Here is a 13,778-nt window from a genome sequence, read left to right as displayed (position 1 = left end):
GCCGCGCCCCGTTCTGTTGCCCATGGCCCGTATCCCCGACGCTTTCATCGACGACCTGCTGGCCCGCACCGACATTGTCGAGGTGGTGGGCAGCCGCGTGCCGCTGAAGCGCCAGGGCAAGGAGTACGCGGCGCGCTGCCCATTCCATGACGAACGCTCGGCCTCGTTCACGGTCTCGCCCACCAAGCAGTTCTATCACTGCTTCGGCTGCGGCGCGCACGGCACCGCGATCAGCTTCCTGATGAATTACGACCGCCTCGAGTTCCTCGATGCGGTGGATGAACTGGCCAAGCGCGCTGGCATGGAAGTGCCGCGCAACGAGAACCCGCGCAACGCCCAGCAGCAGGACGACAGCCGCGAGCTGTACTCCGCGTTGGATGCGGCCACCAAGTTCTTCCAGAAGAACCTGGAAGGCAGCGAAAAGGCCCGCAGCTACCTGGACGGCCGCGGCGTGGACGAGGAAAACCGCGCGCGCTTCCAGATCGGCTACGCGCCGGACGGTTACAGTGGCCTGCGCGATGCGCTGGGCAAGGACGAGCGGCGGATGAAGCTGCTCGACCGCGCCGGCCTGTTCTCCAAGAACGACCGCGGCCACGTCTACGACAAGTTCCGCGACCGGGTGATGTTCCCGATCTTCGACCGCCGTGGCCGTGTCATCGCCTTCGGCGGCCGCGTGTTCGAGAAGGACGACGGCCCCAAGTACCTCAACTCCCCCGAGACCGCGCTGTTCCACAAGGGCCGCGAACTGTACGGCCTGTGGCAGGTCCGCCAGGCCAACCAGAAGATCGAGCGGCTGATCGTGGTCGAGGGCTACATGGACGTGGTCTCGCTGTTCCAGTTCGGGGTCACCCAGGCGGTGGCGACGCTGGGCACCGCGACCACGCCGGACCATGCCGAGCTGCTGTTCCGCAACGCGCCGGACGTGTTCTTCTGCTTCGATGGCGATGCCGCCGGCCGCCGCGCCGGCTGGAAGGCGCTGGAGTCGGTGCTGCCGCGCATGAAGGATGGCCGCCAGGCCTTCTTCCTGTTCCTGCCCGACGGCGAGGACCCGGACACCATCGTGCGCAAGGAAGGCGCCGAGGCGTTCAACGAGCGCCTGAAGCAGGCCACGCCGCTGTCGCAGTTCTTCTTCGACGAACTGACCCGCGAGGTCAACCTGGGTACGCTCGATGGCAAGGCACGCCTGGCCGAGCGGGCAAAGCCGATGCTGGCGCAGATCCCCGATGGCGCCTTCGGCGACCTGATGAAGCAGCAGCTGGCGCAGCTGACCGGCCTCGGCGGCAACACCGCCTCCGCGCGCGCACCGATGCCGCAGCGCCAGCCGGCGCGCACAATCCAGCCGGTGGCCAAGCGCAGCCTGGTGCGCGGCGCGATCGCCGTGCTGCTGCAGCAGCCCTCGCTGGCGCTCACGCTGGGTGGTCAGCATCACTTCCAGGGCCTGCGCCTGCCCGGCGTGGAGCTGCTGCTGGAACTGCTGGGGTTGGTCGAGCAGCGCCCGGACATCAGTACCGGCGCCCTGCTGGAACACTTCGACGGCCGTGAAGAGCAGGCTGCGCTGCACACGCTGGCGGCACAGACGCTGCCGGGCGATGACGCCAGCTGGACCCAGGAGCTGCACGATGTGGTGGCACAGCTGGAGAAACAGCTGCTACAGCAACGTCTCGATGAGTTGTTGGCAAAGCAGCGTGAGCAGGGTCTGGACGATACTGACAAGTACGAACTGCGCGAGCTCTGGAAGGTCCGCGCCAAACTGGGCCGCTGATTGCCGCCAACGGAGAGGACCATGCTGCTGCGCCTGACCTGCCTGCTGTTGTTGTCGCTCTGCCTGCCACTGACGGCCCTGGCCGAAACCACCCCCCTCAACGAAGTCCGCCCCGGCCTGTATGCCGGCGGCCAGCCCAGCGCCACACAACTACAGGCGTTGGCCGCGCAGGGCGTGCGCACGGTCATCGACCTGCGCCAGCCCGATGAGGACCGCGGCTTCGATGAAGCCGGCACGGCCGAATCGCTGGGCCTGCGCTACGTACGCATTCCCGTGGCCGGGGCCGATGGCCTGGATGCGGCCAACCTGCGCGCCGTGCACCAGGTCCTGCAGCAGAGCGCAGGTCCGGTGCTGCTGCACTGCGCGTCCGGCAACCGCGCCGGTGCCGTGCTCGGCCTGGTCAACGCACGCTACGAACACGCCAGCCCGGAACAGGCCCTGCAGCTCGGGCAACGTGCCGGCCTGACGTCGCTGGAAGCCGCCACCCGCCAACGCCTGGCCGCGCCCGCCGCTTCGCCCTGACTCCTCCGCCCCAAGGACTCTGCCCACCATGACCCGCTGGTGGTCGCGCCTGCGACCTGACAACTTCACTATCGCCCTGCTGTGCACCGTCGGCCTGGCCTCGCTGCTGCCGATGAAAGGTGCCGCCGCCATCGTCCTCGACGACGTCACCACGGTGGCCATCGCAGCGTTGTTCTTCCTGCATGGCGCGCGCCTGCCACGCGAGTCGATCATCGGCGGCATGCTGCACTGGCGGCTGCACCTGACCATCCTGGCCTGCACCTTCATCCTGTTCCCACTGCTGGGGCTGATGTTCAAGCCGCTGTCCGGCTGGCTGCTGACCCCGGAGCTGTACCTGGGCGTGCTGTTCCTGTGCACCCTGCCCTCCACCGTGCAGTCGTCCATCGCGTTCACTTCGATGGCGCGCGGCAACGTACCCGCAGCGGTGTGCAGTGCTTCGCTGTCGAGCATCCTCGGTGTGTTCCTGACCCCGCTGCTGCTGACCGCACTGGCCGGCACCTCCGGTGGCATCCACGATCCGCTGCATGCGATCGGCGGCATCATGCTGCAGCTGCTGGTGCCGTTCGTGGCCGGCCACCTGCTGCGGCCGTGGATCGCCGGCTGGGTCGAGAGGCAGCGTGCGCTGCTGCGCTACACCGATCAGGCCACGATCCTGCTGGTGGTGTACTCGGCGTTCGGCGAGGCCGTCACCGAGGGCCTGTGGAGCAAGACGCCGCTGCTCTCGCTGCTGGCCGTAGCGGTGGTTGCCGCCGTGCTGCTGGGCATCGCCATGCCGCTGATCACCTTCATCGCCCGCCGCCTGCGCTTCAACCGCGAAGACGAGATCGCCATCGTGTTCTGCGGCTCGAAGAAGAGCCTGGCCACCGGTGTGCCCATCGCCAAGGTGCTGTTCGCCGGCGGCAGCCTCGGTGCCATCGTGCTGCCGGTGATGATCTACCACCAGATCCAGCTGATCGTCTGCGGCGTGATCGCGCAGCGGTATGCCAAGCGCGCGCCCTGACCGGGCGCGCGGGTTGATACTGGGACACGCATCCACGCATGGCGTGGATGACTCTCGCGGCGCCGCTAATCCACAATATCCGCAGCGATGTCGTGCATCACTCGCGCGTTGCGCTCCACGTCGCTTCCCCGCTCGCCGGTGGCGATCAAGCTGTAGGTCTTGCTGTCTCCTGTCCAGGCAAGCTCGACGCGGGTATGGCCGGCACTGTCCGCACTCTTCTTCACGTGCGCGGGCGCGCCTTTCACCGTTGTGTTCTGCGCCTCGGCGATGACCTCGATACGCGTGCCCGCGGCGACGAAGTTGTTCTCGCTGAACTCCACGATGCCGACACCCTCCAGTCGGTAGAAGCGGCTCAGGCCCGAGGACCTGCCTCCCTCCAGCGCGCCACTGGGCTCCATCCCTATCAGCTCGGACGGACCCAGGACGCTGGCGTCCAGGCTGCTGGGTGGCTGCGGCAGGCGCTGGCGCAGTTCCGACGCCGAACGCTGAGTACGGGGCACGGCCGCCAGCATTTCAGCCTGTGAGGGGATGTTCCCTGCTGCAGCCTGCACGACACCGTTGGATCGCTCGATGTCAGCGCGAAGCTGCTGCTTCACTTCTACGGGCGCATCCAGGTCTGCCAGTCGCACGATCTGGTAGCTGCCAACGCCGGCGGACGACCTACTCATGGCCGAGCCCTCCTGCATTGAAGCTTGCATGGCACGTTGGTGCAGCCAACGTCCTAGCGGATCAGGGGCTGGATCGGCCTGCGATGCTTGGGCTGACATCGACATCCCCAGTGAGATTGCAACTATGCAAAGGCTTTTCATGATGCTCACCACTCCGAAAGTTGGCAATCGACCGCGCTCGTGGACTGCGTAAACACGCGCCCACCTAGCGCCCATGTGTGATAACCGTGAACAACCATTCGTTCCGGATCGGTGCCATCGCCTGCGTAGAAGCGCCAGGAGTACAGCCCGTTGTTCGGAGCTCCAAGGACATGCTTCGATTCGATGTTTCCAAGCGGGATGTGCGTGGTAGCGGCCGACCCCTGGAAATTGCGGAACTGAGGGCGTTCGTAGGTAACGGATTCATTGATGAATCCAATGCAGTTGGACCGACTCAGTGCCTTCACTTCTGCTGCTGCATTGCCAGCTATGCACGCAAGCGCAGCGCATAAAACGATGGGTAGAGAAACATGACATTGCATTGATGGCTCCACAGAATTGCGATTCAGCTCGCAGGCCCTGTGTACTCACATCCGACCATCCCGCCTTCCGGATCAATCCGCATCTGTGACCTATCGCTCGCAGGAACCATGCAACGCGGCAACCCCCTACAACGTGGCAGCCTGGTTACCTGACGCATTGGCGGTGCTGGCAAGCAGAAGCCGACACTGAACGCGCGGGCTTCTGTGGAAGACCCTCCACGCATGGTGTGGATCTACAATGCCGAGCTCATGCTTCGCGGATGGTCACTGGACCGAACCGCTGTCCAGCAATCGCGCCACGCTGAAGCGCGGCAGCCATACCCATAGGTCGTAGCTGCGGTCAGCACCGGTATCCACCCTAAGCGATGCCCCGGTATGGTCCGGCAGCTGACGCGCTTCGCAACGTCCAGGAGCGACACAGCCCCAGCCCTCCCCGCCACGCGCCTCGATGCGGACGTTGTAGAGGTCCAGGTCCTTCAGCAGTGCCGTCATCGGCGGGTACGCAATCATCTGCGGTTGCCTGCGCATGCCATGCACGTTGCCGGTCAGCACCAGCAGGCGCCCATTCTTCGACAGCGCCGTCGCGTGCGCCCGCACTTCTTCGGCCATCACCCGATCGCGTGCACCGGTGCCGGCCATATCGGCGGAAAGCACACGGTCGAAGCCAAACACCTGCACATCGCGCCCCTCGCTGCGCAACACGCGTGCCGCCTCGATCAGATCCAGCATGTCCTCACTGCGACGGCCGTCGTGCATCCGGCCGTGGATGTTCCAATACGTCGTGCCACGCAATGCAGCGCGCGCTTCAGCTGTGCCGGCAGACGCCATGTAGGTCGCCAGTGCAGCGTTCTCGTGGGTCGGCAACTCCAATGCCAGCCGCACTGCTGCGCCATCGGCCACGTAGGCTTCCACCAGCTGGCGCACCAGCAGCGGGGTCTCGCGGGTGCCGTGGAATTCGCCCAGCACCAGCAGGCGGTGGTCGCCGGCGTGCTGGCGGATCTGCGCGGCGGTGTCGTCGGCATGCGCACTGAGAGCCATGCCCAGCGCCAGCATCAGCGCAGCGGTCCAGCGGAAGATCGAATGCATCCCTGCTCGTTCCTTTCCTTGGGGTCAGGAACAGCAATGGCGGCGCAGCAACCGCGGTTCAAGGTGATCCACGCCATGCGTGGATGCTGCCGCCCTCAGATCGGACCTGAGTCGAGCATGGCTCGACTCTACAAAGGGCAGCCCCTTACAGCCAGGGCAGGATCCAGTGGTCGACCAGCAGGAAGGCGAACAGCGCCATCAGGTAGACGATGGAGTAATGGAACATCTTCATCGAGAACAGCTCGTCCGGCGGATTGAGCATGCGCCAGGCGTACCAGAGGAATACCGCGTTGAGCACGATCGCGCCGCCCAGGTAGAACGCGCCGCTCATGCCCACCAGGTACGGCAGCAGGCAGACCAGCGCCAGCACCACCGAGTAGGCCATGATCTGCTTGCGGGTGTGCACCACGCCGTGGGTCACCGGCAGCATCGGGATCTCCGCCTTGGCGTAGTCCTCGCGGCGGAAGATCGCCAGCGCCCAGAAGTGCGGCGGGGTCCAGATGAAGATGATCAGCACCAGCAGCGCCGAATACGCCCAGTCCGACGAGCCCTGCATGCCGGTCACCGCCGCCCAGCCCAGCATCGGCGGCATCGCGCCGGCCAGGCCACCGATCACGATGTTCTGCGAGGTCGCGCGCTTGAGGTACACGGTGTAGATCACCGCGTAGCCGATCAGCGAGGCGAAGGTCAGCACCGCGGTGATCAGGTTCACCCACAGCACCAGGATGCCCATCGACAGCACGATCAGCACGCCGGCAAACACCAGCACCTGCCACGGCTTGACCTTGCCCACCACCAGCGGACGCCACGAGGTGCGCGCCATCTGCGCATCGATGTGCGCATCCAGCAGCTGGTTGATCGCCGCGGCCGCCGAGGCTGCCAGCCAGATGCCGAGGAAACCGAGCACGCCGGCGCGCACCTGCTCCCAGCTGGGCACGCCCGGAATGGCCAGGACCATGCCGACCAGCGCGGTGAAGACGATCAGGGCGACGACCTTGGGCTTGGTCAGGTCCCAGTACTGGCGGTAATTGGAAAACATGGAATCAGTCCGGGGCACGCAGGCGGGCCAGCAGGCTGACCAGCACGAACAACAGGGCAACGGCCACGCCGTTGTGGGCCACCGCCACTTCCAGCGGCAGCGCCAGCTTTACATTGAGGATGCCGAGGGTGACCTGCAGCACCAGCAGCGCGATCAGCGCGCTGGCCCAGCCACGCATGCTCGGCAACCGGAACAGGCGCACGCCCAGCCACAGCAGGTACACGGCCACCACCACCGCGAACATGCGGTGCGCCATCTGGATGGCGATGCGCGAGGCACCATCCAGCACGCCGCCTTCGTAATCCACGCCGATGCCACGCCACAGGGTGAAGCCTTCGACGAAGTTGTGCTGCGGCCACCATTGGTTGGCGCAACGCGGGAAGTTGTCCAGCGAGGCGCTGCCGCCGCCACAGGCCAGTGCGGCGTAGTTGGCGCTGACCCAGCCCCCCAGCGCGATCTGCGTGACCAGCACCGCCACGCCGATGCGCAGCAGCCACTTCAGCTTCGGCGCTTCGGCCAGGGTGATCGGCATGTGCGTGGCGCGCCAGGCCATCCACACCAGCAGGCCGAACATCAGCATGCCGCCCAGCAGGTGGCCCATCACCACGATGGGCTTGAGCAGCAGGGTCACCGTCCACATGCCCAGCAGGGCCTGGAAGATCACCACCGCCAGGGTCAGCAGTGCAGCGCGCGCCAGGTCGATGTTGCTCCAGCGCAGCGCGGCGATCAGCAGGATCGCCTCGCCGATCAGCGCCAGGATGCTGGCGGTGCCATGCCAGCCCATCATGTACAGCGGTATGCCGGCGGCCACCAGTACGCAGGCGGTCACCACCGCCGTGCTTCCGAAGCGGCGCTTGCGCGTGGCCAGCAGGGCCAGGGTCAGGATCTCGATGCCCAGCGCACCGGCCAGGAAGCGGTGCACCTGTTCACGCCACGCCTTGTGGGTCTCCAGCGGGCGGATCTCCGCCGCCGGGTGGCCGATGGTCTCTTCCACGTGCTGCGGCCAAGTGGCCTGCCCGTAGCAGGTCGGCCAGTCCGGGCAGCTCAGGCCGGCGTCGGACAGGCGAACGAAGGCGCCGAACATGATCGTGCTCGCGGTCATGATCATGGCGAACCACGCCAGGCGGTGGAAATTGCGGTGCAGCGCCGGACGCGCGGAAAGGCTCATCAAACGGGACTCACTTCAGTTTCAGCAACGTGGCCATGTCCTTGCGCAGGCCACCCAGGTCACTCCCGGGGGCATGGCGCATGATCACGAAGCCGTTCGGATCGATCACGTAGACCGGCAGTCCCGCCGGATCATCGACGCCCGGCAACGCCGCGCGCAGGGCCGGCGACGGAGCCAGCGGCCGCAGCGCGGGCAGCGAGGCGATCGACGCCGGTGGCGTACCCAGCCACAGGATCTCGACATTATCGGCGTTATGGCCGAACAGCTGCCACACCTTGCCCAGTCCCTGCGACAAAGTGACGCACTGTGCATCGCAGGCGCCGGCCGGGGCCACCAGCAGGCGCCAGGTACGGGCCTCGGGATTCCACGGGTAAGGCTGCCCGCTGGCCAGGGTTGGCGCCTGCTGGCGCAGGTCCACCGGTGGCTTCAGCAGTTGGCCGGCATTGCGGTGCCCGGTCGGCTGCCAGCCCGAGAAACGCAGCACGGCGGCCAGCGCCACCGCCCCGAAGAACACGGCAAACAGCAGTACCAGGGTCCGGCGGCCGGAGCCGCGCGCCTGCGGGGACGTAGCAGTGTTCATGCGGGGCATTTTCTCACGGTTGGGAAAGGGATGCGGGTGCGGTACCCCGGTAGATCCGGCCGCTGGCCGCCATCCAGGATTCCGGGGGATGCCGGCCAGCGGCCGGCACTACCGGGCGATGGGGCGTCTCCTGCGCCGCTCCAGCACCAGCGCCACCACCAGCACGGTCAGGGCCAGCCCGAACCACTGCACCGCGTAGCCCAGGTGGCGCTGCGGCGGCAGCGTGTTTGGCAACAGGTCCAGATCGCGCTCATCGCCGAATGGCAGCGCCGGGTCCAGGCGCAGCACGCGGCCGGGCAGCGCCTGCAGCCCCAGCGCACGGGCCAGGCCTTCGGCGGGCAGCCGGCTGGCCAGCCAGCGCCCAGCCTCACCCGTCGCGGAGAACGCCGGCCCCAATGCCAGTCCCGCCGACGGTGGCGGTGCCAGCAAGCCACGCACGGCTACCGGCGAAGGCGGCGTCGGCAGATCCGGCAAGGTGCGATCCGGTGGCAACGCCCGCCAACCGAGGTCGACCAGCAGCACACTGCCGTCGTCACTACGGAACGGGCGATAGATCTTCACTCCGGCGCGGCCATGCCGGGTCTGGTTGTCCAGCAGCACCACGCCGGGCAGGAAGCGGCCGTGGTCGGCCACGCCGTGCAGGGCACCGGGAGCCGCGAGTGCCTGCGCCAGCGGCAACGCCTGTGCCACTGCTGGACCCTGCGCATCCAACATTGCCTGTTTGGCATGCATGCGCTGCAGCTGCCACAGCCCCAATGCGCTGAAACCGGTCATCGCCAGCACCGCCAGCAGCCATCCGATCACGCGCGTGTGCTGGCGCATCATGACAAGTCCGCGCAAACGCGGTCAGATAGGCGCATCCACCCTGCCCACGAGCCGCGCATGAGTGATTCGCTGAAGACCCTGCTGGTAATCGCGTTTCTGATCGTCATCGTCTGGAATCTGGGCGCCGGCCTGTATTACCTGCTGGTCGACCGCGGCCAGACCAAGCGCACGGTCAATGCACTGACCCGCCGCATCGCGGTGTCTGTGGCCTTGATCGTACTGGTGATCGTGAGCATCTACATGGGCTGGATCAAACCGCACGGCATCGGTGGCTGACCCCACCAATCCGCGCGCGGTCAAAGCACGTAGACGAACAGGAACAGCATCAGCCACACCACGTCGACGAAGTGCCAGTACCACGCGGCGGCTTCGAAACCGAAATGGTTGTCGCGGGTGAAGTGGCCCTTGGCCGAACGCAGCCACATCACGATCAGCATGATCGTGCCCAGCAGCACGTGCGCGCCGTGGAAGCCGGTCAGCATGAAGAACGTCGAACCGTAGATGCCCGAGCCCAGCGTCAGGTTCAGTTCCTTATAGGCGTGGATGTATTCCTCCGCCTGCAAGGTCAGGAAGCCGAGGCCGAGCACGACGGTCAGGCCCAGCCAGATCAGCAGCTGGCGGCGGTTGCCAGCCTTCAGTGCGTGATGGGCGATGGTCAGGGTCACGCCGGAAGTGAGCAGGATCAGCGTATTGATCAGCGGCAGGCCCCAGGCCGGGATGGTCTGGAACGCACCACCGATCGCCGCAGGACCATTGGTCGGCCATCCAGCGGAATAGCCCTGCCACAGCAACTCGTTGGTCATCACCCCGCGGCCTTCGCCGCTCAGCCACGACAGGCCCAGGTTACGGGTGTAGAACAGCGCACCGAAGAAGGCACCGAAGAACATCACTTCGGAGAAGATGAACCAGACCATGCCCATCCGGAACGAGCCGTCGACCTGGCGGTTGTAGTTGCCGGCCTGCGATTCGCGCACCACGTCGCTGAACCACCAGAACAGGGTCAGCACCAGCATCGCGATGCCGATGTAGAACGTCCAGCGTCCCCAGCTGGCATCGTTGAGCCAGCTGGCCACGCCCACCATGGTCACCATCATCGCGATGGAGCCCACGAACGGCCATTTGCTCTGGGCCGGGACGAAGTACACGTTGGCGTCGGTCGGTGTCTGGGCCATGTCGGTATCCGGGTCAGGGTGCGGCGTGCGCGCCTTCCGAAGTGGCGGCCGGGGCCAGCCGATCGGACAACGCGTCGTTGCGGTAGAAGGTGTAGGACAAGGTGATCGTCCTGATCTCCGGCGGCAGATCCGGATCGACGATGAAGCGCACCGGCATGTCGCGCTTCTCGCCGGCCTGCAGCGTCTGCGCGGTGAAACAGAAGCACTCGGTCTTGCTGAAGAAGCCCGACGCGCGTGCCGGTGCCACCGAAGGCACGGCACTTCCCACCACGGCCTGTGTGCTGTCGTTGCGGGCAAAGTACAGCGCTTCGTTGAGCTCGCCGGGCACCACGTCCATGGTCAGCTGCTCGGGATGGAACGACCACGGCAGGCGCGAGTTGACGCCGCCATCGAATTCCACGCGCACGGTACGCTTGCCGGCCACCGCCCCCGCGCTGGCCTCGCTGCCGGGGCCACGCTCCAGGCGCACGCCGAACACCTTCTCGCAGGCGATGCGATACAGCGGCACCAGCGAGAACGTCAGCAGGAACACCGCCACCGCCACGCCGATCAGGCGCGGCAGCCCGGCGCTGCGTGACGGGGTGCTGGCCGGTGCGTCGCTCATCGGCCGATCACCCCGCTGAGGATGAAGCCGACGTAGACCAGCACGGCGATGGCGCCGACCCAGGCAGCGGTACGCTTGGCACGCTGGCGCTGCTGTTCGATGCCGTTGCTCTCGCTGTGGTGGAGCCGACCGCTGGTCGGCTGCTCTTCGCGAGTCGACTGACCGTCGACTCTACCGATCGGAAGCGGGCTCTCGTTATGCATGCCCCACCTCAATGCGTGATGTCGTCATGCGCCAGGTCGCCCGGGCGGATGGTCGGCGGTGTGGTGAAGGTATGCGCCGGTGCCGGCGACGGCAGCGTCCATTCCAGGCCACGCGCGCCTTCCCAGCTGCGCGCCTCGGCCTTCTCTCCGTTGCGCAGCGAGGACAGCAGGATCGCGGCCATCATGAACGGGGTGACGAACATGCCGAACGCACCGATCGAGCTGATCAGGTTCCAGTCGGCGAAGGCCACGCTGTAGTCGGGAATACGGCGCGGCATGCCGGCCAGGCCGAGGAAGTGCTGCGGGAAGAACAGCAGGTTGACGAATACGATCGACCACCAGAAGTGCACCTTGGCCCACTTCTCGCTGTACATGCGCCCGGTCCACTTCGGCCACCAGTAGTACACGGCGGCGATCAGCGCGAACACCGCGCCAGTTACCAGCACGTAGTGGAAGTGGGCCACCACGAAGTAGGTGTCGTGGTACTGGAAGTCCGCCGCCACGATGGCCAGCATCAGGCCGGAGAAGCCACCGATGGTGAACAGGATGACGAACGCCACCGACCACAGCATCGGCGCCTCGAACGTGAGCGAGCCGCGCCACATGGTGCTGACCCAGTTGAACACCTTCACGCCGGTCGGGATCGAGATCAGCATGGTGGCGAACATGAAGTAGATCTCGCCGCCCAGCGGCATGCCCACGGTGAACATGTGGTGGGCCCAGACGATGAACGACAGGAACGCGATCGCGGCGGTGGCGTACACCATCGCCTGATAGCCGAACAGCGGCTTGCGGCTGAAGGTCGGGATGATCTCGCTGACCACGCCGAAGGCGGGCAGGATCATGATGTAGACCTCGGGGTGCCCGAAGAACCAGAAGATGTGCTGGTACATCACCGGGTCACCGCCACCGGCGGCATTGAAGAAGCTGGTACCGAAGAACTTGTCGGTCAGCAGCATGGTCACCGCGCCGGCCAGCACCGGCATCACCGCGATCAGCAGGAAGGCGGTGATCAGCCAGGCCCAGCAGAAGATCGGCATCTTCAGCAGGTCGATGCCCGGCGCGCGCATGTTCAGCACGGTGGCGATGATGTTGATCGCGCCCATGATCGAACTGATGCCGGCCACATGGATCGCGAACACGCTGAAGGCCACGTTGTAGCCACCCTGCAGCGACAGCGGCGGGTACAGCGTCCAGCCACCGGCCGGCGCACCACCGGGCAGGAACAGGGTCAGCAGCAGCAGGCTGAAGGCCACCGGCAGCAGCCAGAACGACCAGTTGTTCATGCGCGGCAGCGCCATGTCCGGCGCGCCGATCTGCAGCGGGATCATCCAGTTGGCCAGGCCGACGAAGGCCGGCATCACGCCACCGAAGATCATCACCAGCGCATGCACGGTGGTCATCTGGTTGAAGAACTCGGGCTTGACGAACTGCAGGCCCGGCTGCGCCAGTTCGGCGCGGATCACCACGCTCATCGCCGCACCGATGATGAACATGATGAAGCTGAAACCCAGGTACAGCGTGCCGATGTCCTTGTGGTTGGTCGAGAAGAACCAACGCTCGAAGAAACTCTGCTGGTGATGGTGATCGTCGTGCCCAACTGCCGAGTGCGCCATTGCAAAACACCTCTCAGAATCGGTTGTCACCGCAGCCGCAAGCGGCTGCGGGCTTTACATCACGCGCCGCTGGCTGCGGTGGCAGGTGCGCTGGTGGCGTCCGCCGCAGCGGGGGCGGCAGGCGCCTCACCGGCCGGCGCCGCGGGTTCCGCCGGTGCCGCAGGCGCGGGCGCGGGTGGCGGCGCCGGCTTGCGCTGCGCCAGCCACTGCTTGAAGTCTTCCTTGGACACCGCCTCGACCACGATCGGCATGAAGCCGTGGTCCTTGCCGCACAGCTCGGCGCACTGGCCGCGGTACACGCCGGGCTGCTCGATGCTGGTCCAGGCCTCGTTGATGAAGCCGGGGATGGCGTCCTGCTTCCAGCCCAGCGCCGGTACCCACCAGGCGTGGATCACGTCGTCGGAGGTGATGACGAAGCGCACCTTGGTATCCACCGGCAGCACCAGCCGGTTGTCCACGTCCAGCAGGTAATGCGGATGGCTCTCGCGGGTCGGCACGATGCCGCTCTGCCGCACGCGGTCGGACTCGCGGTCCAGGCGGCTGGTGAAGGTGACGTTCTCGCCGAGGTATTCGTACTTCCACATCCACTGGTAGCCGGTGACCTTCACCGTCATCTCGGCATCGCGGGTGTCGTACATCTTGATCAGGTTGGCCGTGGCCGGCCACGCCATCACGATCAGGATGATCACCGGGATCACCGTCCAGATCACCTCGGCCTTGGTGTTGTGGCTGAAGGTGGCGGCCACCGCGCCCTTGGATTTGCGGAACTTGAAGATGGCGTAGGCCATCGCCCCGAACACGATGACGCCGATCACCGTACAGATGATCAACGACAGGTTGTTCGACTCCCAGGCCAGGCGCGAGGTCTGAGTCACCCCCTTGCCCATGTTCAGCTGCCACGGCTTGGGATCGGCCGCCTGGGCCCATGCCAATGCCGGAACCAGTCCCCCGGCCACCATGGCGGCGACCGCTGCAACGCACTTCGTGCCCCACCTGCTGCTTTGCTTCATTG

15 protein-coding genes are annotated in these 13,778 nt (G+C 66.2%); 4 read left to right on the top strand and 11 right to left on the bottom strand.

Going from position 1 to position 13,778, the window contains the following annotated elements; translation table 11 throughout:
• The first annotated feature begins 22 nt into the window (after positions 1-22).
• The 3 genes from dnaG to N440_RS19705 are packed head-to-tail and all read left to right on the top strand — an operon-like array spanning position 23 to position 3,284.
• A complete protein-coding gene (gene dnaG, locus N440_RS19715) occupies positions 23-1,762 on the top strand; it encodes a DNA primase (protein WP_133936386.1) in 1,740 nt (579 codons plus the stop codon).
• Positions 1,763-1,783: 21 nt separating this feature from the next.
• Entirely contained in the window at positions 1,784-2,284 is a 501-nt protein-coding gene (locus tag N440_RS19710) for a protein tyrosine phosphatase family protein (protein WP_133936385.1), read from the top strand.
• 28 nt (positions 2,285-2,312) lie between these two features.
• A complete protein-coding gene (locus N440_RS19705; protein WP_053510529.1) occupies positions 2,313-3,284 on the top strand; it encodes a bile acid:sodium symporter family protein in 972 nt (323 codons plus the stop codon).
• 65 nt (positions 3,285-3,349) lie between these two features.
• Here N440_RS19705 and N440_RS19700 read toward each other — a convergent pair whose 3' ends face one another.
• From N440_RS19700 to N440_RS19675, 6 genes are all read right to left on the bottom strand, one after another.
• Positions 3,350-3,952: a hypothetical protein gene (locus tag N440_RS19700; RefSeq protein WP_133936384.1), complete on the bottom strand. Its 603-nt coding sequence runs from the start codon at positions 3,950-3,952 to the stop codon at positions 3,350-3,352.
• A 785-nt stretch (positions 3,953-4,737) separates the two neighbouring features.
• On the bottom strand, positions 4,738-5,559 hold the full coding sequence (locus N440_RS19695) for a calcium-binding protein (RefSeq protein ID WP_133936383.1): 822 nt from the start codon (positions 5,557-5,559) through the stop codon (positions 4,738-4,740).
• 145 nt (positions 5,560-5,704) lie between these two features.
• The gene (gene cyoE / locus N440_RS19690; protein WP_133936382.1) at positions 5,705-6,598 is read right to left on the bottom strand and encodes a heme o synthase; all 894 of its coding nucleotides are present in this window, start codon (positions 6,596-6,598) and stop codon (positions 5,705-5,707) included.
• Between the two features lie 4 nt (positions 6,599-6,602).
• Entirely contained in the window at positions 6,603-7,766 is a 1,164-nt protein-coding gene (locus tag N440_RS19685) for a COX15/CtaA family protein (RefSeq protein WP_004153902.1), read from the bottom strand.
• Positions 7,767-7,776: 10 nt separating this feature from the next.
• A complete protein-coding gene (locus N440_RS19680) occupies positions 7,777-8,346 on the bottom strand; it encodes a hypothetical protein (protein ID WP_040009144.1) in 570 nt (189 codons plus the stop codon).
• A 108-nt stretch (positions 8,347-8,454) separates the two neighbouring features.
• Complete coding sequence (locus tag N440_RS19675) at positions 8,455-9,171, bottom strand: SURF1 family protein (protein ID WP_133936381.1); 717 nt, start codon at positions 9,169-9,171, stop codon at positions 8,455-8,457.
• Between the two features lie 57 nt (positions 9,172-9,228).
• Here N440_RS19675 and N440_RS19670 point away from each other — a divergent pair, with 57 nt between their 5' ends.
• A complete protein-coding gene (locus N440_RS19670; RefSeq protein ID WP_008264755.1) occupies positions 9,229-9,447 on the top strand; it encodes a twin transmembrane helix small protein in 219 nt (72 codons plus the stop codon).
• Positions 9,448-9,467: 20 nt separating this feature from the next.
• Here N440_RS19670 and N440_RS19665 read toward each other — a convergent pair whose 3' ends face one another.
• From N440_RS19665 to coxB, 5 genes are read right to left on the bottom strand one after another with little or no spacing between them, the layout of a single operon-like run.
• Positions 9,468-10,343: a cytochrome c oxidase subunit 3 gene (locus tag N440_RS19665; RefSeq protein ID WP_049457763.1), complete on the bottom strand. Its 876-nt coding sequence runs from the start codon at positions 10,341-10,343 to the stop codon at positions 9,468-9,470.
• Positions 10,344-10,356: 13 nt separating this feature from the next.
• The gene (locus N440_RS19660) at positions 10,357-10,947 is read right to left on the bottom strand and encodes a cytochrome c oxidase assembly protein (protein WP_053448582.1); all 591 of its coding nucleotides are present in this window, start codon (positions 10,945-10,947) and stop codon (positions 10,357-10,359) included.
• Complete coding sequence (locus N440_RS19655) at positions 10,944-11,150, bottom strand: hypothetical protein (RefSeq protein ID WP_133936380.1); 207 nt, start codon at positions 11,148-11,150, stop codon at positions 10,944-10,946. Before N440_RS19655 ends, N440_RS19660 begins: the two co-directional genes overlap by 4 nt.
• An 8-nt stretch (positions 11,151-11,158) precedes the next feature.
• The gene (gene ctaD / locus N440_RS19650) at positions 11,159-12,766 is read right to left on the bottom strand and encodes a cytochrome c oxidase subunit I (RefSeq protein ID WP_004153896.1); all 1,608 of its coding nucleotides are present in this window, start codon (positions 12,764-12,766) and stop codon (positions 11,159-11,161) included.
• A 59-nt stretch (positions 12,767-12,825) separates the two neighbouring features.
• A complete protein-coding gene (gene coxB / locus N440_RS19645) occupies positions 12,826-13,776 on the bottom strand; it encodes a cytochrome c oxidase subunit II (protein WP_133936379.1) in 951 nt (316 codons plus the stop codon).
• Positions 13,777-13,778 lie beyond the last annotated feature (2 nt).

This window comes from Stenotrophomonas sp. CC22-02 (genome assembly GCF_004365115.1).
In the GTDB taxonomy this organism is placed as follows: domain Bacteria; phylum Pseudomonadota; class Gammaproteobacteria; order Xanthomonadales; family Xanthomonadaceae; genus Stenotrophomonas; species Stenotrophomonas forensis.
Note: the sequence above shows the minus strand (reverse complement) of the source record. Positions and strands in the feature narration are given on the sequence as shown.